This window comes from Methylobacterium sp. HMF5984, from assembly GCF_045033435.1.
Lineage (GTDB): Bacteria > Pseudomonadota > Alphaproteobacteria > Rhizobiales > Beijerinckiaceae > Methylobacterium.
The window spans coordinates 4,504,906-4,528,734 of the sequence record NZ_JBJFLN010000001.1; the positions used below are offsets into that span (position 1 = coordinate 4,504,906).

The following is a 23,829-nucleotide window of genomic DNA, read 5'->3' on the forward strand; positions in this document are numbered from 1 at the left end:
TCTGCCCTGTTCCGCTGTCACGAGCGTGCTCGACAGCCGCACGCCCATCGGTGCCCTGTGTAGCCGGTGAGGCGGAGAACGCAACGCGACCCGGGCGCCCTCGAAAGGCCCCAGTTCACGCGCCATCGGAAAGGACGGCCGGGCGATCCGGCGACGGGGCCCCAGACCGTGCGGGCGGGTGCGGCGACGGGCGGGCATGGCGGAAGTAGGGGTTCGATGACGCAGATCGCGCGCTACATCTTCCGCATCGCGCTCGGGGCCTTCCTCGCCTGCCTCGTCGGCCTCACCGGCACGATCTGGGTGACGCAGGCGCTGCGCGAGCTCGACCTGATCACGGCCAAGGGCCAGACCGTGCTGGTCTTCCTGTTCATCACCGGCCTGTCGCTGCCGACCCTCGTCGTTGTGATCGCGCCGGTGGCCCTGTTCATCGCCGTCGTCTACGCGCTCAACCGCCTCAACGGCGATTCCGAGCTGATCGTGATGTCGGCGGCCGGGATGAAGCCGCGCGCGATCCTGCGGCCGTTCCTCACGCTGGCCTTCGCGGTGAGCGCGCTGGTCGGGTTCGTGACCATCGTGGTGATGCCGGCGAGCTTCCAGGAGCTGCGCGACGTGATCACCCGCGTGCGCGGCGACTTCATCGCCAACGTCGTCAAGGAAGGGCAGTTCACCCAGCTCGACAACGGCATCACCTTCCACTTCCGCGAGCGCGGCCCCGGCGGCGCCCTGCTCGGCCTGTTCATCCAGGACCGGCGCGAAGCCGGCAAGACCAAGGTCTACCTTGCCGAGCGCGGCAACGCGATCGACGTGGACGGCGGCAGCTACCTCGCCCTGCAGAACGGCAGCGTGCACCAGCAGCAGAAGGATTCGCGGGACAGCTCGATCCTGACCTTCGAGCGCTACACGATCGACCTCGCGGCCTTCGCGCCGCCCGACGGCGACACGGTGTACAAGCCGCGCGAGCGCTCGACCGCGCAGCTGCTCTTCCCCGACAAGACCGAGGGCTACTTCCAGCTGCAGAAGGGCCGCTTCCGCGCCGAGCTGCACGACCGGCTCTCGGCCTGGCTCTACCCGCTCGCCCTGGTCTTCATCGCGTTCGCGGCGCTCGGCGACCCGCGCACCACCCGACAGGGCCGGGCCGGCGCGGTCGCGAGCGCGGTCATCGCGGTCATCGCCCTGCGCATCGCCGGCTTCACCGCGACCAGCGCGGCGACCCGCAGCGCCGGGGCGGTGGCGGCGATCTACGCGGTGCCGCTGCTGGCGATCGCGCTGTCGTCGCTGATCATCTTCCAGGGCCCGGCGGTGCGCGCCCTCAACGGCCGCCTCGCGGCCGCCGTGCGGGGGCGGTTCCGCGCGCCCCGCCTCGCCGCCGGCTGAAACCGCATGCTGATCGGGTTCACCCTCGGGCGCTACTTCGCGGCCCGCTTCGCGCGCACCGTGCTCGGCGTGTTCATCACGGTGTTCGCGCTGGTCTACACCCTCGATTTCGTCGAGCTGCTGCGCCGCGCCGGCGACGCGGAGGGCGCGTCCACAGGTTTGATGGCCCAGCTCTCGCTCTACCGCACGCCCGCGGTGGCCGAGGGCGTGCTGCCCTTCGCCGTGCTGTTCGGCTCGATGGCGGCCATGCTCCAGCTCTCGCGCAAGCTCGAGCTGGTGGTGGCGCGCGCCGCCGGGATCTCGGCTTGGCAGTTCCTGCAGCCGGGCTTCTTCGTCGCCCTGGCGCTCGGCGCCATCACGGTCGGGGTCTACAACCCGGTCTCGGCGATGATGAAGCAGCGCTCGACCGAGATCGAGGCGAAGATCTTCGCCAAGTCGACCAAGGCGTCCTCGGGCAAGGACCTGTGGATCCGCCAGAAGAGCCTCGACGGCGGCGCGATCATCCGCGCCGAGACCGCGATCGAGGGCACGACGACGCTGGCCGGCGTGCAGGTCTTCACCTTCGACGATGCCGGCCTGTTCGTCTCGCAGATCGTCGCCGCGCGGGCGAGCCTGCACGACGGCTACTGGGAGCTGACCGACACCCGGGTGCTGACGCCGGGCAGCCCGCCGGAGGCCTTCGGCACCTACCTCATCGCCTCGACCCTCGATCCGAGCCAGGTGCGCCAGCGCTTCACCCCCCCGGAATCCGTGCCTTTCTGGCAACTACCCGACACCATCGCACGCACCGAGCGGGCCGGGTTGGATGCGACCCGCTACCGTCTCCAGTATGATGTGCTGTGGGCCCGGCCGATCCTCTTCCTGGCCATGGTCCTGGTGGCGGCAACCGTTTCCTTACGGTTCTTCCGCTTTGGTGGTGTGCGAAAGCTGGTGCTCGGAGGGGTCGCCGCGGGGTTCGCCCTGTACGTCGCCCGCCAGGTGATGGAAGGCCTCGGAGCCTCCGGGATCGTCGCGGCGCCGGTGGCGGCGTGGTTCCCGGCCGTGGTAGGAAGCCTTCTCGGTACGCTCACGCTTCTGTACCAGGAAGACGGCTGACGCCCGCTCTCCGGAGCGGGCACGGGAGACGGACGTGGACGGAAACGTGGCGGCGGGCGTCAGCGAAGTTGGGACAGGCGTTGCGTAAGGTCGCCGACATCGCGAAGGTCCTCGGGCTGCTGGCGCTGCTCTGCGCCGGCACGTCCGTCGGCGGTGCCGTGCCCGCGGGCGCCCAGGGCCTGCCGGGCGGCAAGCCGGTCGCCGGCAAGCCTGTGGCCGGCAAGGCCGGCGACAAGCTCCTCGTCGAGGCCGACGAGCTAATCTACGACAACGACAAGAACACCGTCACGGCGCGCGGCAACGCCGAGCTGCATTACGGCCCGCGCACGCTACAGGCCGACCGCGTCCGCTACGACCGGGCCTCGAGCCGCGTCTTCGCCGAGGGCAACGTCCGCCTGACCGATCAGGACGGCGCCGTCGTCACCGGCGAGAAGATGGAGCTCACCGACGACTTCAAGAGCGGCTTCATCGACAGCCTGCGCATCCAGCAGACCGTGGAGCGCAAGGGCGAGACCATCCGCACGCGCTTCTCGTCGCCGCGCGGCGAGCGGCTGGAAGGCGAGCAGACCAGCTTCGATTCCGGCACCTACACCGCCTGCGAGCCGTGCCGCGACCACCCGGAGAAGCCGCCGCTGTGGCAGGTGCGGGCCGCCAAGATCATCCACAACAACGAGACCCACACGATCTACTTCGAGGACTCGACCGTCGAGATCGCCGGGATCCCGGTCGCCTACCTGCCGTATTTCGAGTCCGCCGACCCGACGGTGAAGCGCCAGAGCGGCTTCCTGACCCCGCGCTTCATCAACACGACGGCGCTCGGCACCGGCCTGACGGTGCCGTACTTCTTCAACCTCGCGCCGGATTACGACCTGACGCTGTCGCCGTCCTTCCTGAGCCGCCAGGGCGTGCTCGGGCAGGGCGAGTTCCGCCAGCGCCTCGACAACGGCAGCTACAACCTGCGGGTCTCGGGCATCTTCCAGACGACCCCCTCGGCCTTCCTGCCGGGACCGATCGGCGCGGGCGACCGCGACTTCCGCGGCTCGATCGAATCGAAGGGCCGGTTCTACATCAACGACCGCTGGCGCACCGGCTGGGACCTCGTCGGCGTGACCGACAAGTGGTTCCTCGACAACTACCGCATCCGCAACCAGTCGATCACGACGGACTACTTCCGCGAGGCGGTATCGACCGCGTACCTCACCGGCCAAGGCGACCGCTCGTACTTCGAGATGCGCGGCTACTACTTCAAGGGCCTGTCGAGCTTCGATTGGCAGAAGGAGCAGCCGCTGGTCCTGCCGGTGATCGACTACGACAAGCGCATCAACGGCCCGGGCGAGCTCGGCGGCGAGGTCCGCTTCCAGGCCAACATCACCAGCCTGACCCGCGAGGCGACGGACTTCCAGGGCCTGCCGCGCACCGGCACCTACCTGTTCAGCCCGAGCGTCAACGGCATCAGCTACCCGCTCTACGAGACCTGCACGACCTTCAACCGCAACACCTGCCTGGTGCGGGGCCTGGCCGGCACGGACACCCGCGCCTCGGCCCAGCTCTCCTGGCGCCGGACCTTCATCGACGACCTCGGCCAGGCGATCACGCCGTTCGCGTACCTGCGGACCGACGCGTTCTTCGTGAACCCGAGCCTGTCGGGCTACCAGAACGCCCTGGTGCCGCAGATCGCCTCCGTCGACGACGGCTTCTCCGGCCGGGTGATGCCGGCGGTCGGCATCGACTACCGCTATCCGTTCGTCAGCGATTTCGGGCCGCTCGGCGTCCACACCCTGGAGCCGATCGCCCAGGTCATCGCACGCCCCTCCGAGACCCGGATCGGCCACCTGCCGAACGAGGACGCGCAGAGCCTCGTCTTCGACGACACCTCGCTGTTCCAGTGGGACAAGTTCTCCGGCTACGACCGGGTCGAGGGCGGCGTGCGCACCAACCTCGGCGCGCAGTACTCGGTCGTCACCGCCTCGGGCTGGTACGCGAACGCGATGTTCGGCGAGTCGATCCAGCTCGCCGGCGTCAACTCGTTCCGCCGCGGCGACATCGCCAATGTTGGCCTCGATTCCGGCCTGGAGAGTACCGCCTCCGACTTCGTGGGCCGCTTCCAGGTCTCGCCGAACCAGAACATCAGCCTGATCACCCGCGCCCGCTTCGACCACGCGGACTTCAAGGTGAACCGCTTCGAGACCGGCGTCACCGCGCGCTTCGCGCCGTTCCTGCCGCTGTCGCTGTCGGCGTTCTACTCGTACTACGAGGCGCAGCCGCTGCTCGGCTTCAGCCATCGCCGCGAGGGCATCACCGCGACGGCGACCTACAACATCACCCCGAACTGGTTCGTCACCGGCTCGGCGCTCGTCGACCTGACGCACTACCTCGACACGCGGACGCTCTATTCCGAGGCGCTGGCGAGCTACATCGCCAACCCGGTCGGCACCCTGCCGACCTACCAGAACCCGGGCCGGTTCTACCTGTCGGGCATGAGCGTCGGCGCCGGCTACCAGGACGAGTGCACCACGGTGTCGCTGAACTACATCGTCTCGCCGATCGCCACCGTGACCGGCGTTGCCGAGCGCAACCAGACCGTGCTGCTGCGCGTCGAGCTCAAGACCCTCGGCGAGGCCGACCTGCGCCAGAACGTCGGCACCGCCACCACCGCGGACGGCATCGCCTCGGCGCACTGAGCGCGGGAGCGGGTCGCGGCGGCGCGGGCGGCCTGCTAAGGCAGGCCTCCCCGCCGCCTAACCCCGCCGACCCCGATGCTCCCCCTCGCCCTTACGCTCGGAGACCCCGCCGGGATCGGACCGGAACTGGCGCTGGCGGCCTGGCTCGCCAGCACGCCGCGCGATCCACTCCCCGCCTTCTTCCTCGTCGCCGACCCGGCCTTCGTCGAGCGGACCGCCAACCGGCTCGGCCTGCCCGTGCCGGTGGCCGAGATCGACCCCGAGACGGCGGCCGAGGTGTTTCCCCGCGCGCTTCCCGTGGTGGCGCTGCCGAGCGGCAGCGAGACCGAAGCCGAGCCGGGCGTCCCGGATTCGGTCACGGCCGGGGCGACGATCGAGTCGATCACCGCCGCCGTCGGATTCGTCCGCGCGGGCCGGGCCAGCGCGGTGGTGACCAACCCGATCGCCAAGTTCGTGCTGACTCGGGCGGGCTTCGCCCATCCCGGCCACACCGAGTTCCTGGCGGCGCTCGCGGTCGCGCCCGGCCGCACCCCGCCGCGCCCGGTGATGATGATCTGGAGCGAGACGCTGGCGGTCGTGCCGGTGACGATCCACGTGCCGTTGCGCGACGTGCCGGGGCTGCTGACGCAGGATCTCGTGGTCGAGACCGCCCGCATCGTCGCCCGGGATCTCACCGAGCGCTTCGGGCTCGAAGCGCCGCGTCTGGTGCTGGCCGGCCTCAACCCGCATGCGGGCGAATCCGGCACGATCGGCCACGAGGACCGCGACGTGCTGGCACCGGCGGTGGCGCGGTTGCGTGCCGAGGGCATCGACATCCGCGGGCCGCTGCCGGCCGACACCCTGTTCCACGCGCGGGCGCGGCAGACCTACGACGTGGCGCTCTGCCCGACCCACGACCAGGCGCTGATCCCGGTGAAGACCATCGCCTTCGACGACGGCGTCAACGTCACCCTCGGGCTGCCCTTCGTGCGCACCTCGCCGGACCACGGCACCGCCTTCGACATCGCCGGCAAGGGCCTCGCCCGTCCCGACAGCCTGATCGCCGCGATCCGTCTGGCCGACCACCTCGCCCGCACCGCCGCGGCGCGGGCCGGCGGCGCGGGCCGCACCGCCGACGTGATCCCGCTCAACGCCTATGCCGGCCGCCCCCGCTCCGCCCCGGCCGCGCATTTCGATGCGGAGGACGAGCTGTGAGCATCGTTTTTCGAAACGCCGAACGCCCCTTCCCTCCCCCCGCAGAGGGGGGAGGGAGACGCGGGCGCCTGAGCCGTGTCGGCGCGCACCTGGACTCACGCTCCTCATGACCGCCCCCGACGGCCTGCCCCCCTTGCGCGAGGTGGTGGCGCGGCATGGGCTGGAGCCGAAGAAGGCGCTCGGCCAGAACTTCCTGTACGACCTCAACCTTACCGGGCGGATCGCCCGCGCGGCCGGCCCGCTCGCGGGCGTCACCGTGCTGGAGGTCGGGCCGGGGCCCGGCGGGCTGACGCGGGCGCTGCTCGCCGAGGGCGCCGCGCGGGTGATCGCGGTCGAGCGCGATCCCCGCGCCCTGCCGGCCCTGGCCGAGATCGCGGCGCACCATCCCGGGCGGCTGACGGTCGTCGACGCCGACGCCCTGGCCTTCGACCCGCGGCCGCTGATCGGCGACGGGCCGGCGCGGATCGTGGCGAACCTGCCCTACAACGTCGGTACCGCCCTGCTCACCGGCTGGCTCGACGGCGAGGCCTGGCCGCCGTGGTGGGATTCCGCCACGCTGATGTTCCAGCGCGAGGTCGCCGAGCGCATCGTCGCCGACGAGTCGGAGCGGGCCGATTACGGCCGCCTCGGCGTGCTGTGCGGCTGGCGCACGCAGAGCGACATCCTGTTCGACGTGGCGCCCTCCGCCTTCGTGCCGCCGCCGAAGGTGACCTCGAGCGTCGTGCGCATCGTCCCGCGCGCCGCCCCCCTGCCCTGCCGGGCGGGCGCGCTCGAGGCGGTGACGCGCGCCGCCTTCGGGCAGCGCCGCAAGATGCTGCGCCAAAGCCTGAAGGGGCTGACGCCGGAGCCCATCGCCCTGCTCGCGGAGGCCGGCATCGCCGAGACCGCGCGGGCCGAGGAGGTGCCGGTGGCCGGCTTCGTCTGGCTCGCCAACCTCTGGGACGCGCATAGAAAGGCCGGCGCCCCGTGAGGGACGCCGGCCGGTTTCGTCGAAGCGTGGCGTCTCAGCGGGTCTGCTGGATCGCCGAGAGGATCCACGGGCGCCCGGGCGTGCGCACGAAGGTCCAGAACTCGGTCGCCTCGCCCGGCTCGGTGGAGACGACGCGGTTGCTGTTCCGGTCGATCGTCACGTCCTTCAGGGTGTAGCGCATCGCCACCGTGGCGAAGTCCTGCGCGCCCTCGCCCCACGATTCCGACAGGTCGCCCTGCTGCAGCTTCACGTCCGAGATGCGGTTGACGACGCCGCGGGCGGCATTGCCGCGCAGCTCCTCCTCGAAGTAGCCGGCCATCTCCGGCGTCGCGAGGTTGCGCAGGCCGACCATGTCCTCGTGCGAATAGGCATCCTGGACCTCGTTGAGCAGGCGCTCGAACGACTGGAAGTCGTTCGGGCCGATCTGCACCGGGCGCTGCTGCGGCGGACGCTGGGCGCCGCCCATCATGCCGCCGGCGCCGGCCGAACCGCCGAGGCCGGGATTGCCGCCCCCGGCCGCGTTCGGATCCATGCCCGAACGGGCGTAGGGCGCGCCCGCGGCGGCCGGCTCTCCGTTGCGGCGGCGGAACCAGCGCACCGCGAAGGAGACGAGCAGCACCACGAGGCCGACCTGCAGCAGCAGGCCGAGCATGGAGGCGATGCCGCCGAGCCCGCCGAAGAAGCCGCCGCCGAGCAGCGCGCCGAGGAGGCCGGCGCCGAGCAGGCCGGCCATGAAGCCGCCGCCGAAGCGGGGGCGCGCGGCAGGGGCCTGCATGCCGGGGTTGGTCATGCCCGGCGAGGGCTGCGTCTGGGTGCGCTGCATCGGCGCCGCGCTCGGGGCGGTCGTGGTGGCCGACGGCGCGTTGAACGTGCGCGAGCCGCGCGAGCCCATGCTGGCGCCGCCGCCCGGCCGGGCCTCGACGGCGGGCGCCGCGACCGTCAGCGCGGCCGCCAGCGCCAGGATGGTCGCCGCACGCTTGCGGCGCGTGGTGGAGGTGAGCATCGATACGCCTCTAATCATCTCGAAACGTCGTGGACGTCGTCAAACGTCCTGGCGCGAGCGCCGACGATTAAGATGGTGACGCGGGGCGCGGGGTTTTAGTCCGTCGGTCCGCGATGTTTTCCGCAGCATCGCGAACGAATCGTCAGTGCGGGCCGGATGCGGCCCGCTCGGGCGCGGCCGGAAACACCAGCCGCACCTGCGTGCCCTCCCCCGCCCGGCTGTCCAGGGCGATGGTGCCGTTCTGCCGCTTCATCAGCCCGTGGACGATGGCCAGCCCCGCCCCGCGCCCGGCCTCGCGGCTGGTGGCGAAGGGCGCGAGCGCCCGGGCCAGCATCTCCGGCGACATGCCGGCGCCGGTGTCGGCGATGCGGATGCCGACCGCGCCGTCCTGCGGACGCTGGACCGACCGGTCGCCGGGTGCGATGTGGAAGCTCTCGATCCGGATCGTGCCGCCGTCCGGCATCGCCTCGCAGGCGTTGGTGACGACGTGGCCGAGCGCCAGCTCGACCTGGAGCGGGTTGCTGATCGCCCGCGGCAGGCCGGGCGTGCCGGCGACCTCCAGGCGCACGCCGGCGGGCAGGCCGGGGCGCAGGCGCTCCGCGGTCGCGGCGACGAGCGCGTCGAGGTCGATCGGGCGCACGTCGGGGGCGATCTTGCGCGAGTAGGCCAGCAGCTGGCGCGTGAGGATCGCGGCACGCTCGGTGGCATCGGTCGAGCGGCTCATCGCCCGCTGGATGAACGGCTCCTGGCTGTCGCCGAGCCGGCGCTTCAGCCCGTCGATGTAGCCGATCAGGATCTGGAGGAAGTTGTTGAACTCGTGCGCGACGCTGTTGGTGAGCAGCCCCAGCGCCTCGCGCTGTCGCGACAGCACCAGGGCGCTCTCGGCGTCGCGCCGGCGCGTCACGTCGAAGACCTGCCCGAGGCGGTACGGGCTCCCGGCGATGGGACCGAGGGTCAGGCGTGCCCAGAAGGTGGAGCCGTCGCCGCGCGCCGCCAGGAACTCGGCGCCGTCGTCGAGGGTGCGGCGGTCGGCTGCCAGAAGCCGGACGTTCCGCCCGACCAGGGCCGCGGCTTCCAGCCCGGCGAGGTGCAGCAGGGCCGGGTTGGCGTGCACGATCGGCGCGTCGGGCCGGCGCGGGTCGAACAGGAAGGCGGGCGCCGCGGCATCGAGCAGCGCGGTCCAGCCGGCCTCGAGCGCCGGTTCGTCGAAGGCGTCCGCGTCGGGCTCTGCCATGCTCTCGTCCGGCCTCGCGGAGCGACGGCCCCGACGCGCTCAGCGATAGCCGCATCGCGCCGGACGGCCAAGCCTGAAGCGCGGCCGCGGGACGCGGCGGCGGTCGGGCGCCCAACTGCCGAAGCGGGTCCACCGTCTCTCGCAGGCCCCATCCGGGGCTGCGTCGGGCCTCAGGCCCTTCAACACAATCGCGTCATTCCGCGGCGCCGAAGGCGAACGCGGTATCCAGAACCACAGGCCGTGCTCGGGAAAGCGCCGCCGACGGGTCTGGATCCCCGGCTCCGCTGCGCGGCCCCGGGACGACGGAGCGGAGGACCGACCGCCCCCCGACAGCCTCTACTGCCGGATCCACATCACCCGGGCGATCCAGGCGATCTCGCCGACGTTGAGGTTGCGGTCTTCGTGCTCGGGGTTGAGCGAGGCGAGCTCGACCGTGCGCGCGGTGCGCCGGCGGAGTTCCTTGGCCAGCACCTCGCCGGAATGCAGCCGCACCACCACGCGGTCGCCCTTGCGCACGCCCGCCGACGGCGAGACGATCAACACGTCGCCGTCGCGGAACAGCGGCAGCATCGAATCGCCCTGCACCTCCAGGGCGAAGGCGCGCTCCTCGCCGAGATCGGGAAACTCGATCTCCTCCCAGCCGGGGCCGCCGGTCGGCATGCCCTCGTCGGTGAACTGGCGGCCGGCGCCGGCCTGAGTCAGGCCGATCAGCGGAACGGTCGCGCGCGGCGGCCCTTCGCGCGCCTCGATCAGCCGCAGGAAGTCGTCGAGGCTGGCGCCGGTCGCGGCCAGCACCTTCGACACCGACTCGGTGGAGGGCCAGCGCTTGCGGCCGTCGACGCCGACGCGCTTGGATCGGTTGAAACTGGTGGCGTCGAGGCCGGAACGTCGGGCGAGGCCGGATGGCGAAAAGCCGTGGCGCTCGGCCAGACGGTCGATGGCATTCCAAATCTGCTCGTGGGACAGCATGCGTGACCAAGGCGAAAACGACCGCTGAGACGCACGGCCTAGTTGTAGGAAAGTAGAACTACGGATTGAAAAAGGCAATCGGCCGAATGGGTGATCCACGCCGTTCCGCTGGCCCGGTCGCACCCCGAAACGGTTGCCAGGAGGCGGCCCGGCACCCTATCGACGGCGCATCGGAAACCGGGTGCCGCGATGACGCTGATCTACAAGATCTGTCCCGAGACGCTTTGGCGGGACGCGGAGGGCCTCGGCCGGTTCACCGGCGCCGGGATCGACCGGGCCGACGGTTTCATCCACTTTTCCACAGCCGCGCAGCTCGCGGAGACCGCGCGGCGGCACTTTTCCGGACAGAACGACCTCGTGCTCGTCGCCGTCGAGGCGGAGGCGCTCGGCCCCGCGCTGCGGTTCGAGCCCTCCCGCGGTGGCGATCTGTTCCCGCACCTCTACGGCGACCTGCCCCTCGACGCGGTACGCAGCGTGAGCGCGCTGCCGCTCGGCCCCGACGGCGTGCCCGCGCTGCCCGCGGACATGCCGGCATGATCGGCGCCCTGTTCCCGCTGCTTCGCCCGGCCCTCCACGGCCTCGACGCGGAGCACGCACACAACCTCACCGTTCGCGCGCTGACCCTGCTGCCGGCCCGCACGCCGCCGGCCGACGATGCACGGCTCGCGGTCGAGGTGTTCGGCCGAAGGTTTCCGAATCCGGTCGGGCTCGCGGCGGGTTTCGATAAGGGCGCGCAGGCGGCCGACGCCCTGCTCGGCCTGGGTTTCGGCTTCGTCGAGGTCGGCGGCGTGGTGCCGAAGCCCCAGCCCGGCAACCCGCGCCCGCGGGTGTTCCGGCTTCCCGGCGACCGGGCGGTGATCAACCGTTTCGGGCTCAACAGCGCCGGCCTCGACGTCGTCGCCGAGCGCCTGCGGGCGCGGGCCGGGCGGCCGGGGATCGTCGGCGTCAACATCGGCGCCAACAAGGACGCGACCGACCGGCTCGCCGACTACGTCGCCTGCACCGGGCGGCTGGCGCCGCTGGTCGACTTCGTCACCGTCAACGTGTCGTCGCCCAACACCCCGGGCCTGCGCGACCTCCAGGGCGAGGCCTTCCTCGACGACCTGCTCGCCCGCGTGGTCGCGACCCGCGACGCGGCCGCAGCCCGGAACGGCACGAAGGCCGCGATCCTCCTGAAGATCGCCCCCGACATCACGCTGGACGCGCTCGATGCGATCTGCGCGACCGCGATCCGCCGCGGGGTTCAGGCGCTCGTGGTCTCGAACACCACGATCGCGCGGCCGGCCTCGCTCACCGAGACGAAGCTCTCGGGGGAGGCCGGCGGCCTGTCCGGCCGCCCGCTCTTCGCGGCCTCGACGCGGATGCTGGCCGAGACCTACCGGCGCGTCGGCGACAGGCTGCCCCTGGTCGGCGTCGGCGGCATCGACTCGGCCGAGGCCGCCTGGACCAAGATCCGCGCCGGCGCGAGCCTGCTGCAGCTCTACTCGGCGCTGGTCTACGAAGGCCCCGGCCTCGTCTCCACGATCAAGCGCGGCCTGCTTGAGCGGATGCGGGCGGAGGGGCTGGCGAGCCTGGCCGACATCGTCGGGCGCGACGCGACGGCGTTGTCCAAGGCGGCTTAGACCGGCGCCCTTCCCTCCCCCGCAGAGGGGGGAGGGAAGGCGCGGCTTCGTTTGCAGTCACGGGAGCGCTTGCCGCCCGCTCACACACGCCGCCGGGTCCCGACCAGCACCGCGCCGGCGACGACGGCGCCGATCAGACCCCACTTCACCGGCAGCAGCGCGGCCCCCTCGCTCGGGAGCGGCTCCGCGACGAAGCGACCGGGTGCGATCTCCACCCCCGGCTTGCCGTGCGCCCGCGCGTCGGCGATCTGGCTCGCCGTGACGGCCCAGGCGGCATCTCGGGCGCGGTCGTGCGCCATCATCGCGATCGCGACCGCGCAGCCGGCCGCCAGCGCCGCGACGATCCGAACCCGTGCCTGCATCGACCGACCCTTCGCCGTGTCCGGAAACGAGAACCGTTAAAAATGCCCGCGTGCCGGACGCATGAGGGGGGTGCGCCGGGGCACGATTGAGAAGCACCCACGCGGTCTCTTATCTCGCAAGTGCGTGATCGCCACGCGCGAAACCCGATTCAGGCCCCGTCATGACCGACCCCGTCGCCACGCCCAAGCGCTCCTCGGCCGCAGGCGGCTGGGGCGCGCTGAAGAGCTGCGGCAAGCATCTCCTTGGCAGCCGCTCCCCGCTCTCGGGTGCCCGCGCCCTGCTCAAGGCGAACCAGCCCGACGGGTTCGACTGCCCCGGCTGCGCCTGGGGCGACCCGGAGCACGGCTCGTCGTTCGAGTTCTGCGAGAACGGCGTGAAGGCGGTGTCGTGGGAGGCCACCGACAAGCGCACGCCGCCGAAGTTCTTCGCGCGCCACACCGTGACCGAGCTGCGCGGCTGGAGCGACTACGCCCTCGAAGGCGAGGGCCGCCTCACCCATCCGATGCGCTACGATTCCGCGAGCGACCGCTACGTCGCGGTGACGTGGGATGCGGCCTTCGCCGAGATCGGCGCGACGCTGCGCGGCCTCGACCACCCGGACCAGGCCGAGTTCTACACCTCCGGCCGCGCCTCGAACGAGGCCGCCTACCTGTACCAGCTGTTCGCCCGCGCCTACGGCACCAACAACTTCCCCGACTGCTCGAACATGTGCCACGAGGCCAGCGGCATCGGGCTCGGCCAGGCCATCGGCATCGGCAAGGGCACGGTGCTCCTGGAGGATTTCGAGAAGGCCGACGCGATCTTCGTCGTCGGGCAGAACCCCGGCACCAACCACCCGCGCATGCTGGCCGACCTGCGCAAGGCCGCCGAGCGCGGCGCCAAGGTCGTCGTGTTCAACCCCGTGCGCGAGCGCGGCCTGGAGCGCTTTGCCGACCCGCAGAACACCGTCGAGATGCTGCGCGGCGCGAGCCGGCCGATCGCCAGCCACTACCTGCAGCCGCGGCTCGGCGGCGACATGGCCGCCTTCCGCGGCATCGCCAAGGCGGTGTTTTCCGCCGACGACGCGGCGCTCGCCGCCGGCCGCCCCTCGGTGCTCGACCGCGCCTTCCTCAACAGCCACACCGAAGGCCTCGCCGCCTACCGCGCCGCGGTCGACGCGACGACTTGGGATGCGATCGAGGACCAGTCGGGCCTCGCCCGCGCCGTGCTCGAGGAGGTGGCGGCGATCTACGTCGCCTCGTCGAAGTCGATCGCCACCTGGGCGATGGGCGTGACCCAGCATCGCCACTCGGTGGCGACGGTGCGCGAGATCGCCAACCTGATGTTCCTGCGCGGCAACATCGGGCGGCCCGGCGCGGGCCTGTGCCCGGTGCGCGGCCACTCGAACGTGCAGGGCGACCGCACGGTCGGCATCAACGAGAAGCCCCCGGCCGCCCTGCTCGACGCGCTCGAGCGCGAGTTCGGCTTCGCAGCCCCGCGCCGGCACGGCCACAACGTGCTGGCCGCCATCGGCGCGATGCTCGACGGCAGCGCCAAGGCCTTCATCGGCCTCGGCGGCAACTTCGCCCGCGCCACGCCGGACACGGCCCTGGTGGCTAAGGCGCTGGCCTCGTGCGAGCTGACCGTCCACATCGCGACGAAGCTGAACCACTCGCACCTGGTGCCGGGCCGGGTCGCCTACGTGCTGCCCTGCCTCGGGCGCACCGAGATCGACCGGAACGCCGCCGGCAAGACTCAGATCGTGACCGTCGAGGATTCGATGAGCATGGTCCACGGCTCGGGCGGCATCAACAAGCCGGCCTCGAAGGAGCTGCGCTCGGAGATCGCGATCATCGCCGGCATGGCCGCGGCCACCGTCGGCTCGGGCCGGATCGACTGGGCGGAGATGGCCGAGGATTACGACCGCATCCGCGACCGGATCGAGCGCACGATCCCGGGATTTACCGGCTACAATGTCCGGGTGCGGCGCCCGCGCGGCTTCATGCTGCGCAATCTCGCCGCCGAGCGGGTGTTCGAGACCGCCACCGGCCACGCCAACTTCTCCGCCGACGCGCTCCCCGAGGCGACCGAGCACCAGGTGGCCTCGGCAGCCGAGAACACCTTCGTGCTGCAGACCTTCCGCAGCCACGACCAGTACAACACCACGATCTACGGCCTCGACGACCGCTACCGCGGCGTCTACGGCGAGCGCCGGGTGATCTTCTGCCACCCGGACGACCTCGCGACCCTGCGTGAAAGCTTCGGCGAGCGGGTCGACGTGGTCGGACTGCATGCGGACGGCACGTCGCGCATCGCCGAGGATTTCCGGCTGGTGCCGTTCGACATGCCGCGCGGGAGTCTGGCCGGCTACTATCCCGAGCTCAACGTGCTGGTGCCGCTCTCGACCTTCGGCGCCGAGAGCGACACGCCGACCTCGAAGTCGGTGCTGGTCACGGTGCGCGGGCGCGCGGAAGCGGCCGCGGCGGCTTGAGCGAGGCTGACGACGCCGCGTTCCTCGCGCTGGTCGACGCGATCGCCCGCCGGCGGCCGGATCTCGGATCGATCGAGGCCGTGCTGCTGGGGGCGGCACAGGGCGGCCTGGCCGCCGACAGCCGCGGCCTCGCCAAGGCCCTCGACGTCGCCCACGCCCACGCGCTGCGCGCCGTCACCGCCCTGGAGGAAGCCGGGCTCCTCGCGGTGGGCCGGCGCGACGCCCGGTCGGGCCGGGCGCACTACGCGCTGACCGGGGACGGCACGGCCCTGGTCGCCGCCGCGGCGGCCGACCCGGCTTGACGCATGCCTGCGGGGCGGCGAACCCGTGGGGCAGCGTTCGAGGGAAGCGAGGGCTCGGGATGGACACGATCCACCGGTCGGCCGCGGCCGGCTATGCCGCCCAGGCCGACACCTACGTCAGCGGCCGCCCGGACTATCCGCCCGCCCTCGACGGCTGGCTGCGCGACGACCTGCGGCTCGGCCCCGGCCGCACCGTGCTCGACCTCGGCGCGGGCACCGGAAAGTTCACCCCGCGCCTCTCCGCCACCGGGGCGCGCGTCGTCGCCGTCGAGCCGGTGCCGGAAATGCTGGCACGGCTCGCCGCGCGAAATCCCGATGTCGCGGCGCATCCGGGGCATGCGGAGGCCATCCCCCTCGCGGACGGTTCGGTGGACGCGGTCGTCTGCGCGCAGTCCTTCCACTGGTTTTCCACCCCGGCGGCGCTCGCCGAGATCCGCCGCGTGCTCCGCCCCGGCGGCACGCTCGGGCTGGTCTGGAACGTGCGCGACGAATCCGTGCCCTGGGTCGCGGCGCTGACGCGGATCGTCGACGCCTACGAGGACGACACCCCGCGCTACCGCACGCAAAACTGGCGCGCGGTGGTCCCCGGCCCAGGCTTCGGCCCCCTGCACGAGCGGCGCCTGCCGCACCGGCACGTCGGACCGCCGGAGGACGTGATCGTCGGCCGTGCGCTCTCGGTCAGCTTCATCGCCGCCCTGCCCCCGGGCGAGCAGGCGGCCGTCGCCGCCGAGATACGGGGGCTGATCGCCGCCACGCCGGACCTCGCCGGGCACGACAGCGTGGCCTACCCCTACGAGACGGTGGCGTTCCACTGCACGGCATCGGGCTGACCGGTCGCGATTTGATGCCGGAACAGCCCAGGACGTTGTCACGAGCCAGGAAGGGGAGACCTCATCGCGGGAGGAATATCGAACTCCCGAGCGATGTCCGTGATCCCTGGATCACGGGAATGGCTCCATTTGGGCGGTCGCGTTTTCTGCACGCGAACCGGAAGCAACCTCGCCCTGGAATGCTCCAGCTCTTTCCCCGAAGCGAACACGACGATTGCCACGATCGGCGCCGTCATCCTCTCGGATGAGCCGGCAGCGGATCGATCTGCAGAGGCGCGGGGCGAACGAGGCCGCACGCCCGATCGCCGATCGCGAGGGTCTTCATCTGATCGGCCTTGAAGCGTTCGGCGAACGCGTCGGGAATCGCGCACCACGCCCGATGCGTTTCGATCCAGGCGATCGCAATGGCGCCATTCCGCTGCAGATCACCGAACAGTGCGCAGGTCGCCTCAGGCGTCTTCGTGATCGCCGACTTCGAACCGGCATTCACCGCCGCCACGAACGCCCTGCGTTCCTCGAGCATCTCTTGAAGTTTGCCGCACTCGGCTGGCTGCGCGAGCGCTACGGTTCCATGCAGGGCGCTTCCCGCGAGAGCGGCCGCCAGTGGTCGAGAGATCGCGCTCAGCATGAGCTTGACCCTTCGCGTTGCCGCAGCGTCGGAGATGGCTACGGCGTGTGGTGCGCGTTGCGCGTTTCACGCGATCGGCGCTTACCGAAAGCGGCCATTCGTCGGCCGCCCGTCCCCTCACTGCCCCTTGGCCTTGATCGCCTCCGACCACGTCACCGCGCGCTTGGCCATGCCGACGTGCTGGCGCTCGTACATGCGGTTCTCGACCTTGATCGCCGCGCGCTTGGCGTTCTCCGGCCGGTCGAAGGCCTCGAGCACGAGGCGGGCACGGCGGACCTCCTCCTCGGTCGGGGCGAAGGAGGTGTTGGCCGGCTCCAGCTGGTTGGGGTGGATCAGCGTCTTGCCGTCGAAGCCGAGGTCGCGCGCCTGACGGCACTCGGCGCGGCAGCCCTCGACGTCGCCGATGTCGTTCCACACGCCGTCGAGGATCGTCAGACCGGACGCGCGGGCCGCGGCGAGGGTGAACATCATCCACGGCAGCATCGGCACGCGGCCGGGCACGAGCTGAGCCCAGGTGTCCTTGGCCAGGTCGTTGGTGCCGAGCACGAAGCAGGTGAGCCGGGTGCGCCGGTCGCGGCTGGCGCGGGCGATGTCCTGGATGTTCAGGATCGCGGCCGGCGTCTCGATCATCGCCCAGACCGCGATGTCGTCCGGCGCGTCGAGGGCCTCGAGGTGGTCGGCGATGCTCTCGAGCACGGCCGGCGAGGACACCTTCGGCATCAGGATCGCGTCCGGCCGCGCCTCGATCGCCGCGCGCAGGTCCTTCTCGCCCCACGGCGTCTGGGGGGCGTTGACGCGGATGATCAGCTCGCGGTCGCCGTACGCACGGCTCTTGACCGCGGCGCAGACCTGATCGCGGGCGAGATCCTTCTCCTCCATCGAGACCGCGTCCTCGAGGTCGAGGATCAGGCAGTCGGCCGGCAGGGTCTTCGCCTTGTCGAGCGCACGCTGGTTCGAGCCCGGCATGTAGAGGACGCTGCGGCGGAGGCGGAGATCGGACATTCGGCTGGGACCCCGGATAAAATCGCGCGACCCTACCGCAACGCACTCGCCTGACCAGGGGCCACGGCGCCGAAACCCGGAGATTCCGGCGCAATCGAAACCGCCGACGCCGTGTCGTTCGTGCAACGGCCGGGCCCCGCTTTGGTCACGTTCCGCGGCCAAGGGCTGGGGAAACGCCACCGATCGAAGGGCAAGACCATGCTGCGACACGCACTGTTCGGGCTGATGCTGACGGCGGGCCTCGCCCTGCCGGGGCCGGCCTCGGCCGCCAGCAACACGGTGGTCGGCGTCGGTTCCGGCGCGGTCGCCGGCGCGCTCGTCGCCGGCCCGATCGGGGCGGTGGCGGGGGCGGTGATCGGGGGCGTCGTAGGCTCCTCGAGCGAGCGGGCGCGGCGCCCGCGGATGCGGCGCGCCCGCCTCGTCCGGCAGCGGCGCGCGGAGGCGCCGGCCCGGCGCAGCGTGCAGCGCCGGGTCGAGGCGGTGCCGCCGGCCGGGTCCGCGCCGACCACCTGGAAGGACCCGCGCTGAGGCGGGCCGCTCAGGCGCGGCCCGGGAGGAACGTCCGCCGGGCGAGCCCCGGATATGCCAGCGCCTGCCCGATGCCGCGCGCCCCGAGGAAGGCGAGGAAGGCCAGCCACAGGCCGGCATTGCCGAGATTCAGGCCCTGCACGAGCACGAGGGCGGCGCAATAGGCGGCGAGCGCGGCCAGCATCAGGTTGCGCATCGCCCGCGTCCAGGTCGCGCCGATGTAGATGCCGTCGTAGGCGAAGGGCAGCGCCGCGACGAAGGGGGCGGCGGCCAGCGGCAAGTAGCGCCGCGCGACCGCGCGCACCGGCTCGCTCGTGGTGACGAAGTCGATGAAGGCGTGGCCGCCGACGAGCGCCAGCAGGCTGACGCCGAGGCCGAAGCCGAGGCACCAGCCGAGCGACAGCGCCGACGCCTTGCGGAACCCGCCGGCGTCGCGCCCGCCGACCGCCTGCCCGCACAGGGCCTCGGCGGCGGTGGCGAAGCCGTCGAGGAAGAACCCGCCGATCAGAAACAGATTCCACAGCACCGCGTTGGCCGCCAGCACCGCGTCGCCCTGGCGTGCGCCGAGCGAGGAGAACAGGACGATGCCCGACACGAGCGCCAGCGTCCGCACGATCACGTCGCCGTTGACCGCGAGCGTGCGCCGCAGCGCGACGGGATCGCGGACCTCGAACCACGGCACCCGCCAGGGCTTCGAGCCGAGGCGGACCAGGATCGCGAGGCCGAGGGCGAGGCCGGCCGCCTCCGCGATCACGGTGGCGAGGGCGGCGCCGGACAGGCCGAGGTCGAGGCCGAGGACCAGCGCGAGCGTCAGGCCGATGTTCACCAGGTTGATCGCCACCTGCAGCAGCAAGCCGAGATCGGTGCGGCCGCGCCCGAGCACCGAGCCGAGCACGGCGTAGTTCGCCAGCGCGAACGGCGCCGAGAGGATGCGGATGTGGATGTAGGTCGCGAGCCCCGCGATCACCGCGGGGCTCGCGCCGGTGATCCGGAAGGCGGCGGCCGCGATCGGTCCTTGCAGGACGACCAGGGCGAGGCCGGCGACGAGGGCCGCCGCGAGGGCGCGCGCCAAGGTCCGGTCGACCTCGGCGCCGTCTCGGGCGCCGACCGCCTGCGCGGTGAGGCCGGCGGTCGCCATGCGCAGCGCGCCGAACGACCAGAACAGCGCGTCGAAGATCACGGCGCCGAGGGCGATCGCCCCGAGCAGCGCGGCGTCGCCGAGCCGCCCGATCACCGTGGCGCCGACGAAGCCGAGCATCGGCGTGGTGACGTTGGCGATCGTCATCGGCAGGGCGAGCGCGAGCACGCGCCGGCCGGTGATGGGCTCGATTGGGATCACGCGGCCTCCGGGTCGCGGTGGAGACTAGCCTACCGCGAGACCGCGAACAGCCGCGAGATGAGCCACAGCGGCACCACCACCACCGCGCCGGCCAGGATCCAGCCGCCGAAATCGTGGAAGGTGGCGAGGCCGAGATCGATCAGCGCGCGGGCCGCGTCGTAGATCTGCCAGAACAGCCGCGCCGGGGTCAGCCCGAGCATCGCCATGAAGGCGCCGACCAGGACCGAGAGGAACAGCAGCCGCAGGAACACGCCGGCCGGCGAGCCGCCGAGGAAGCGGCGCAGGGCCGAAGCGCGATAGCCCGGCGGCGGTCCCTGGTAGGGGTCTCCCGAATAGTTCTGGCCTGGGCGGCGCGGGTCGTGCTCGACGATCATCGACATTCCTTTGCGGGATGAAGGTCTTCCAACCGTCCGAAGCCGGCGGAACCGTGACGGATGCACCACACCGGGCGCGAAACCGGATCGTGGTTCGGGCGTTAGGCGGTTTCGCCGGCCGAACCGAGATGGCAATGCGGCGCTCGCGCGCCAAGATGGGTTCGGAATTCGCGGATGCCGTGACGCCTCGCCCCGCGCAGCCCCAAGAGACGAGACGAAACGCCCCATGATCGACCACGCCCTGTTCGACCCGGCGACGATCGATCCGGACACCAAGCGCCTCAACGCCGAGATCGTCGCGGCGCACGCGGCGCAGGCCGACCCGTGGTCGCTGCCCATCGCCGAGGTGCGCGCGCGGCGCCGCGCCGGCACGCCCGCCTCGCCCGCGATGCCGCGCAGCGCCCGCGCCGAGACCATGACGATCGACGGCCCCGGCGGCCCGTTGAACCTGCGGGTGATCCGCCCCCGGGCCGGCGTGAAGCTGCGCGGCGCCTACCTGCACATCCACCGCGGCGGCTGGGTCTGGGGCTCGGCCGACGAGCAGGACCCGTGGCTCGAGCGGATCGCCGACACCTGCGGCTTCGTCTGCCTCTCGATCGAGTACCGCCTCGCCCCCGAGCATCCCTACCCAGCGGCGCTCCTCGATTGCGAGGCGGCGGCGCTCTGGCTCGCCGGCCCGGGCAAGGCCGAGTTCGGCATCTCGGCGCTGACCATCGGCGGCGAATCGGTCGGGGCGCACCTCGCGGTGATGGTGCTGCTGCGCCTGCGCGACAAGCACCGGCTTCCGCGCGCCTTCCGCGGCGCGAACCTCAACGCCGGCTTCTTCGACCTCGGGCTGACCCCGTCGGTGCGCAACTGGGGCGACGAGCGCCTCGTGTGCAACACCACCGACCTCACCGCCTTCGCCGACGGCTACGTCCGCAACGGCATCGACCGGCGCCGGCCGGACGTGTCGCCGATCTACGCCGACCTCAAGGGCTTGCCGCCGGCCCTGTTCACCGTCGGGACCTGCGACCCGCTGCTCGACGACACGCTCTACATGTCCGCCCGCTGGGCGGCGGCGGGCAACGGCGGCCACACGGCGGTCTATCCCGGCGGCTGCCACGTCTTCATCCGCTATCCCGGCGCGATGACGGAGCGGGCGCTGGAGCTGATCGACCGCTTCCTGATGGCGCTCGCCTGAGCCGGCGCGCGGCGGCCGACCCGAGCGCCCTGCCGCCGGCCTTCGCCGCCTGGTTCGCCGCGCGCGGCTGGGCCCCGCGGCCGCACCAGCTCGACCTGCTGCGCATCGCGGGCGCCGGCCGCTCGGCGCTGCTCGTCGCCCCGACCGGCGCCGGCAAGACGCTCGCCGGCTTCCTGCCGAGCCTGGTCGCGCTGTCGCAGAGCCGGGCGAAGCCCTCCGGGCGCCGGCTCCACACGCTCTACATCTCGCCGCTGAAGGCGCTCGCCGTCGACATCGCCCGCAACCTCGACGCGCCGGTGGAGGGCATCGGCCTGTCGCTGCGGATCGAGACCCGCACCGGCGATACCCCGTCGCACAAGCGCACCCGCCAGATCGAGCGGCCGCCGGACATCCTGCTGACCACGCCCGAGCAGCTCGCCCTGCTCATCGCCCACCGCGAGGCGACCGAGTTCTTCTCCGGGCTGCGCTGCGTCGTCCTCGACGAGCTCCACGCCCTCGTCACCTCGAAGCGCGGCGACCTGCTGTCCCTGGCGCTCGCCCGCCTGCACCGCCTCAGCCCCGGCCTCACCGCGATCGGGCTGTCGGCGACGGTGCGCGAGCCGGACGAGCTGCGGAAGTACCTCGTGCCGCAGAACGCCGCCTTCCCTCCCCCCCCTGCGGGGGAGGGTGGCCAGGGAAGCGGGTCGGGAGAGGAGAGCGCCGCTTCCGGAAATGTCGCTCCCCTCTCCCGACCCTCGCTCACGCGTGGCCCACCCTCCCCCGCAGGGGGGGGAGGGGAAGGGCCACGCATGGCCGACCTCGTCGTCGTCGCCGGCGGCGCGGCGCCCGACCTGCACCTGCTCGACACCGGCAAGACCCTGCCGCTCGCCGGGCACACCGCGTGGCATTCCATGCCGGCGATCTACGACCTGATCCGGGCGCACCGCACGGTGCTGGTCTTCGTCAACACCCGACTCCAGGCGGAGTACACCTTCCAGGAGCTGTGGCGGCTCAACGACGACGTGCTCCCGATCGCGCTCCATCACGGCTCCCTCGACGCCACCCAGCGCCGCCGGGTCGAGGCGGCGATGGCGGCGGGCTCGCTCCGGGCGATCGTCTGCACCGCGACGCTGGACCTCGGCATCGATTGGGGCGACGTCGACCTCGTGGTCAACGTCGGCGCGCCGAAGGGGGCGAGCCGGATCATGCAGCGGATCGGGCGCGCCAACCACCGCATGGACGAGCCGTCGAAGGCCTACCTCGTCCCCGGCAACCGCTTCGAGATCCTGGAATGCCAAGCGGCGCTCGACGCGGTCGAGGAGGCGGCGCAGGACACGCCCGACGCCCGCCTCGGCGCGCCGGACGTGCTCGCCCAGCACGTGCTCGGCATGGCCTGCGCCGACGCGTTCGACCCGGTGGCGCTCTACGACGAGGTGATCTCGGCCGCCCCCTACGCCACCCTGTCCTGGGAGGATTTCGAGGCGGTCGTCGACTACGTCGCCACCGGCGGCTACGCGCTGCGCGCCTACGAGCGCTTCGCCAAGATCCTGCGCGGGCCGGACGGGCTGTGGCGGGTGCGCGACGCGCGCGTCGCCCAGCAGTATCGGATGAACATCGGCACCATCGTCGAGGCGGCCAAGGTGAAGGTCCGCCTCGCGCGCGCGATGCGGGGCAAGCCCAACACCGTGCTGCCGAAGACCGGCCGGGTGCTCGGCGAGATCGAGGAGGACTTCGCCGACACGCTGACGCCGGGCGACACCTTCCTGTTCGCCGGCGAGGTGCTGCGCTTCGAGGGCCTGGCCGAGGACGAGGCGATGGCCACGCGCGCCGGGCCCGGGACCGACCCGGCGATCCCGTCCTATGCCGGCTCGAAGTTCCCGCTCTCGACCTACCTCGCCGCCCGCGTCCGCGCGATCATCGCCGACCCGTTCGAGTGGGACCGGCTGCCGCGCCAGGTCGCCGACTACCTGCTCCTCCAGCGCAGCCGCTCGCTGCTGCCGGGCGAGCGCGACCTCCTGGTCGAGACCTTCCCGCGGGCCGGGCGCCACTACCTCACGGCGTTCCCGTTCGAGGGCCGGCTCGCGCACCAGACGCTCGGCATGCTGCTGACCCGGCGGCTGGAGCGCGCCGGCCTGCGCCCGCTGGGCTTCGCCGCCAACGATTACGGCATCGCGATCTTCATGACCCGCGACCTGTCCGAGCGGATCGCCCGGGATCCCGCCTTCCTCGAAGACCTGTTCGCCCAGGACATGCTCGGCGACGACCTCGACGCCTGGCTCGACGAATCCTCGATGATGAAGCGCACCTTCCGCCAATGCGCGGTCATCGCCGGGCTGATCGAGCGCCGCCATCCCGGCATGAAGAAGACCGGCCGGCAGGTCACGATCTCCACCGACCTGATCTACGACGTGCTGCGCAAGCACCAGCCCGACCACCTGCTGATGCGCGCCGCGCGCCAGGATGCGGCAACCGGACTCCTCGACGTGAGGCGGCTCGGCATGATGTTGGAGCGCATCCAGGGGCGAATCACCCACAAGGCCCTCGACCGGGTCTCGCCGCTCTCGGTCTCTGTGATGCTGGAGATCGGGCGCGAACGGGTCTACGGCGAGGGCGCCGACGAGATCCTGGCCGAGGCCGAGGCCCAGCTTCTCGAGGAGGCGCTGGGGTGACGCCGCCCTTCCCTACCGAC

At 72.0% G+C, this 23,829-nt stretch carries 21 protein-coding genes; 13 read left to right on the forward strand and 8 right to left on the reverse strand.

The genetic code is table 11. From position 1 onward, the window contains the following. The first annotated feature begins 216 nt into the window (after positions 1–216). From lptF to rsmA, 5 genes are all read left to right on the forward strand, one after another. Complete coding sequence (gene lptF / locus ACFZ8E_RS21810; RefSeq protein ID WP_147841627.1) at positions 217–1,374, forward strand: LPS export ABC transporter permease LptF; 1,158 nt, start codon at positions 217–219, stop codon at positions 1,372–1,374. A gap of 6 nt (positions 1,375–1,380) precedes the next feature. Continuing rightward, entirely contained in the window at positions 1,381–2,469 is a 1,089-nt protein-coding gene (lptG, locus tag ACFZ8E_RS21815) for an LPS export ABC transporter permease LptG (protein WP_405043763.1), read from the forward strand. Between the two features lie 80 nt (positions 2,470–2,549). After that, a complete protein-coding gene (locus ACFZ8E_RS21820) occupies positions 2,550–5,150 on the forward strand; it encodes an LPS-assembly protein LptD (protein WP_405043764.1) in 2,601 nt (866 codons plus the stop codon). Positions 5,151–5,225: 75 nt separating this feature from the next. After that, positions 5,226–6,344, forward strand: a complete 1,119-nt coding sequence (gene pdxA, locus ACFZ8E_RS21825) for a 4-hydroxythreonine-4-phosphate dehydrogenase PdxA (protein WP_405043765.1) — start codon at positions 5,226–5,228, stop codon at positions 6,342–6,344. 106 nt (positions 6,345–6,450) lie between these two features. Continuing rightward, positions 6,451–7,314, forward strand: a complete 864-nt coding sequence (gene rsmA / locus ACFZ8E_RS21830) for a 16S rRNA (adenine(1518)-N(6)/adenine(1519)-N(6))-dimethyltransferase RsmA (protein ID WP_405043766.1) — start codon at positions 6,451–6,453, stop codon at positions 7,312–7,314. 34 nt (positions 7,315–7,348) lie between these two features. On the opposite strand, the gene ACFZ8E_RS21835 is transcribed toward rsmA, so the two are convergent. The 3 genes from ACFZ8E_RS21835 to ACFZ8E_RS21845 all read right to left on the reverse strand — a co-directional run bounded on the left by ACFZ8E_RS21835 (position 7,349) and on the right by ACFZ8E_RS21845 (position 10,520). After that, positions 7,349–8,317 carry a TIM44-like domain-containing protein gene (locus ACFZ8E_RS21835; RefSeq protein WP_147860223.1) on the reverse strand — a complete coding sequence of 323 codons (969 nt, stop codon included), beginning with the start codon at positions 8,315–8,317 and terminating at the stop codon, positions 7,349–7,351. Positions 8,318–8,459: 142 nt separating this feature from the next. Further along, on the reverse strand, positions 8,460–9,551 hold the full coding sequence (locus ACFZ8E_RS21840; protein ID WP_405043767.1) for an ATP-binding protein: 1,092 nt from the start codon (positions 9,549–9,551) through the stop codon (positions 8,460–8,462). Between the two features lie 336 nt (positions 9,552–9,887). After that, complete coding sequence (locus tag ACFZ8E_RS21845; protein ID WP_147727904.1) at positions 9,888–10,520, reverse strand: helix-turn-helix transcriptional regulator; 633 nt, start codon at positions 10,518–10,520, stop codon at positions 9,888–9,890. Positions 10,521–10,709: 189 nt separating this feature from the next. Between ACFZ8E_RS21845 and ACFZ8E_RS21850 the strand changes: the two genes are divergently transcribed. Together ACFZ8E_RS21850 and ACFZ8E_RS21855 are read left to right on the forward strand one after the other, a co-directional pair. Continuing rightward, on the forward strand, positions 10,710–11,057 hold the full coding sequence (locus ACFZ8E_RS21850; protein ID WP_405043768.1) for a DUF952 domain-containing protein: 348 nt from the start codon (positions 10,710–10,712) through the stop codon (positions 11,055–11,057). Further along, complete coding sequence (locus tag ACFZ8E_RS21855; protein ID WP_405043769.1) at positions 11,054–12,142, forward strand: quinone-dependent dihydroorotate dehydrogenase; 1,089 nt, start codon at positions 11,054–11,056, stop codon at positions 12,140–12,142. The genes ACFZ8E_RS21850 and ACFZ8E_RS21855 overlap by 4 nt, the downstream gene beginning before the upstream one ends. An 80-nt stretch (positions 12,143–12,222) precedes the next feature. Here ACFZ8E_RS21855 and ACFZ8E_RS21860 read toward each other — a convergent pair whose 3' ends face one another. Beyond that, positions 12,223–12,504, reverse strand: a complete 282-nt coding sequence (locus tag ACFZ8E_RS21860) for a hypothetical protein (RefSeq protein ID WP_405043770.1) — start codon at positions 12,502–12,504, stop codon at positions 12,223–12,225. Positions 12,505–12,665: 161 nt separating this feature from the next. Here ACFZ8E_RS21860 and ACFZ8E_RS21865 point away from each other — a divergent pair, with 161 nt between their 5' ends. The 3 genes from ACFZ8E_RS21865 to ACFZ8E_RS21875 are packed head-to-tail and all read left to right on the forward strand — an operon-like array spanning position 12,666 to position 16,107. Continuing rightward, positions 12,666–14,975 carry an FdhF/YdeP family oxidoreductase gene (locus tag ACFZ8E_RS21865; protein ID WP_147727908.1) on the forward strand — a complete coding sequence of 770 codons (2,310 nt, stop codon included), beginning with the start codon at positions 12,666–12,668 and terminating at the stop codon, positions 14,973–14,975. Then, positions 14,972–15,277 (forward strand): hypothetical protein, encoded by a 306-nt coding sequence (locus tag ACFZ8E_RS21870; RefSeq protein ID WP_244033325.1) that lies wholly within the window; start codon positions 14,972–14,974, stop codon positions 15,275–15,277. Before ACFZ8E_RS21865 ends, ACFZ8E_RS21870 begins: the two co-directional genes overlap by 4 nt. Positions 15,278–15,336: 59 nt before the next feature. Then, positions 15,337–16,107 (forward strand): class I SAM-dependent methyltransferase, encoded by a 771-nt coding sequence (locus tag ACFZ8E_RS21875; RefSeq protein WP_244033324.1) that lies wholly within the window; start codon positions 15,337–15,339, stop codon positions 16,105–16,107. Positions 16,108–16,339: 232 nt separating this feature from the next. Here ACFZ8E_RS21875 and ACFZ8E_RS21880 read toward each other — a convergent pair whose 3' ends face one another. Both ACFZ8E_RS21880 and ACFZ8E_RS21885 read right to left on the reverse strand, forming a co-directional pair. Beyond that, positions 16,340–16,735, reverse strand: coding sequence for a hypothetical protein (locus tag ACFZ8E_RS21880; RefSeq protein ID WP_243951411.1), 396 nt, complete (start codon positions 16,733–16,735; stop codon positions 16,340–16,342). 117 nt (positions 16,736–16,852) lie between these two features. Next, on the reverse strand, positions 16,853–17,737 hold the full coding sequence (locus tag ACFZ8E_RS21885) for a CoA ester lyase (RefSeq protein ID WP_147729473.1): 885 nt from the start codon (positions 17,735–17,737) through the stop codon (positions 16,853–16,855). Positions 17,738–17,935: 198 nt separating this feature from the next. On the opposite strand from ACFZ8E_RS21885, the gene ACFZ8E_RS21890 reads away from it, so the two are divergent. Next, on the forward strand, positions 17,936–18,265 hold the full coding sequence (locus ACFZ8E_RS21890; RefSeq protein ID WP_243933247.1) for a hypothetical protein: 330 nt from the start codon (positions 17,936–17,938) through the stop codon (positions 18,263–18,265). Positions 18,266–18,275: 10 nt separating this feature from the next. Here ACFZ8E_RS21890 and ACFZ8E_RS21895 read toward each other — a convergent pair whose 3' ends face one another. Further along, complete coding sequence (locus tag ACFZ8E_RS21895; protein ID WP_405044430.1) at positions 18,276–19,550, reverse strand: MATE family efflux transporter; 1,275 nt, start codon at positions 19,548–19,550, stop codon at positions 18,276–18,278. An 83-nt stretch (positions 19,551–19,633) separates the two neighbouring features. Continuing rightward, positions 19,634–19,978, reverse strand: a complete 345-nt coding sequence (locus ACFZ8E_RS21900) for a DUF6460 domain-containing protein (protein ID WP_147844799.1) — start codon at positions 19,976–19,978, stop codon at positions 19,634–19,636. Between the two features lie 226 nt (positions 19,979–20,204). Between ACFZ8E_RS21900 and ACFZ8E_RS21905 the strand changes: the two genes are divergently transcribed. Together ACFZ8E_RS21905 and ACFZ8E_RS21910 are read left to right on the forward strand one after the other, a co-directional pair. Then, on the forward strand, positions 20,205–21,161 hold the full coding sequence (locus tag ACFZ8E_RS21905) for an alpha/beta hydrolase (protein WP_405043771.1): 957 nt from the start codon (positions 20,205–20,207) through the stop codon (positions 21,159–21,161). Continuing rightward, positions 21,158–23,809 carry a ligase-associated DNA damage response DEXH box helicase gene (locus tag ACFZ8E_RS21910; RefSeq protein ID WP_405044431.1) on the forward strand — a complete coding sequence of 884 codons (2,652 nt, stop codon included), beginning with the start codon at positions 21,158–21,160 and terminating at the stop codon, positions 23,807–23,809. The genes ACFZ8E_RS21905 and ACFZ8E_RS21910 overlap by 4 nt, the downstream gene beginning before the upstream one ends. The last annotated feature ends 20 nt before the right edge of the window (positions 23,810–23,829 follow it).

Coding starts and splice junctions, on each gene's coding strand:
- lptF (WP_147841627.1), top strand. CDS start 217: ATGACGCAGATCGCGCGCTACATCTTCCGCATCGCGCTCGGGGCCTTC.
- lptG (WP_405043763.1), top strand. CDS start 1,381: ATGCTGATCGGGTTCACCCTCGGGCGCTACTTCGCGGCCCGCTTCGCG.
- pdxA (WP_405043765.1), top strand. CDS start 5,226: ATGCTCCCCCTCGCCCTTACGCTCGGAGACCCCGCCGGGATCGGACCG.
- rsmA (WP_405043766.1), top strand. CDS start 6,451: ATGACCGCCCCCGACGGCCTGCCCCCCTTGCGCGAGGTGGTGGCGCGG.
- ACFZ8E_RS21835 (WP_147860223.1), bottom strand. CDS start 8,317: ATGCTCACCTCCACCACGCGCCGCAAGCGTGCGGCGACCATCCTGGCG.
- ACFZ8E_RS21840 (WP_405043767.1), bottom strand. CDS start 9,551: ATGGCAGAGCCCGACGCGGACGCCTTCGACGAACCGGCGCTCGAGGCC.
- ACFZ8E_RS21845 (WP_147727904.1), bottom strand. CDS start 10,520: ATGCTGTCCCACGAGCAGATTTGGAATGCCATCGACCGTCTGGCCGAG.
- ACFZ8E_RS21850 (WP_405043768.1), top strand. CDS start 10,710: ATGACGCTGATCTACAAGATCTGTCCCGAGACGCTTTGGCGGGACGCG.
- ACFZ8E_RS21855 (WP_405043769.1), top strand. CDS start 11,054: ATGATCGGCGCCCTGTTCCCGCTGCTTCGCCCGGCCCTCCACGGCCTC.
- ACFZ8E_RS21860 (WP_405043770.1), bottom strand. CDS start 12,504: ATGCAGGCACGGGTTCGGATCGTCGCGGCGCTGGCGGCCGGCTGCGCG.
- ACFZ8E_RS21865 (WP_147727908.1), top strand. CDS start 12,666: ATGACCGACCCCGTCGCCACGCCCAAGCGCTCCTCGGCCGCAGGCGGC.
- ACFZ8E_RS21875 (WP_244033324.1), top strand. CDS start 15,337: ATGGACACGATCCACCGGTCGGCCGCGGCCGGCTATGCCGCCCAGGCC.
- ACFZ8E_RS21880 (WP_243951411.1), bottom strand. CDS start 16,735: ATGCTGAGCGCGATCTCTCGACCACTGGCGGCCGCTCTCGCGGGAAGC.
- ACFZ8E_RS21885 (WP_147729473.1), bottom strand. CDS start 17,737: ATGTCCGATCTCCGCCTCCGCCGCAGCGTCCTCTACATGCCGGGCTCG.
- ACFZ8E_RS21890 (WP_243933247.1), top strand. CDS start 17,936: ATGCTGCGACACGCACTGTTCGGGCTGATGCTGACGGCGGGCCTCGCC.
- ACFZ8E_RS21895 (WP_405044430.1), bottom strand. CDS start 19,550: ATGACGATCGCCAACGTCACCACGCCGATGCTCGGCTTCGTCGGCGCC.
- ACFZ8E_RS21900 (WP_147844799.1), bottom strand. CDS start 19,978: ATGATCGTCGAGCACGACCCGCGCCGCCCAGGCCAGAACTATTCGGGA.
- ACFZ8E_RS21905 (WP_405043771.1), top strand. CDS start 20,205: ATGATCGACCACGCCCTGTTCGACCCGGCGACGATCGATCCGGACACC.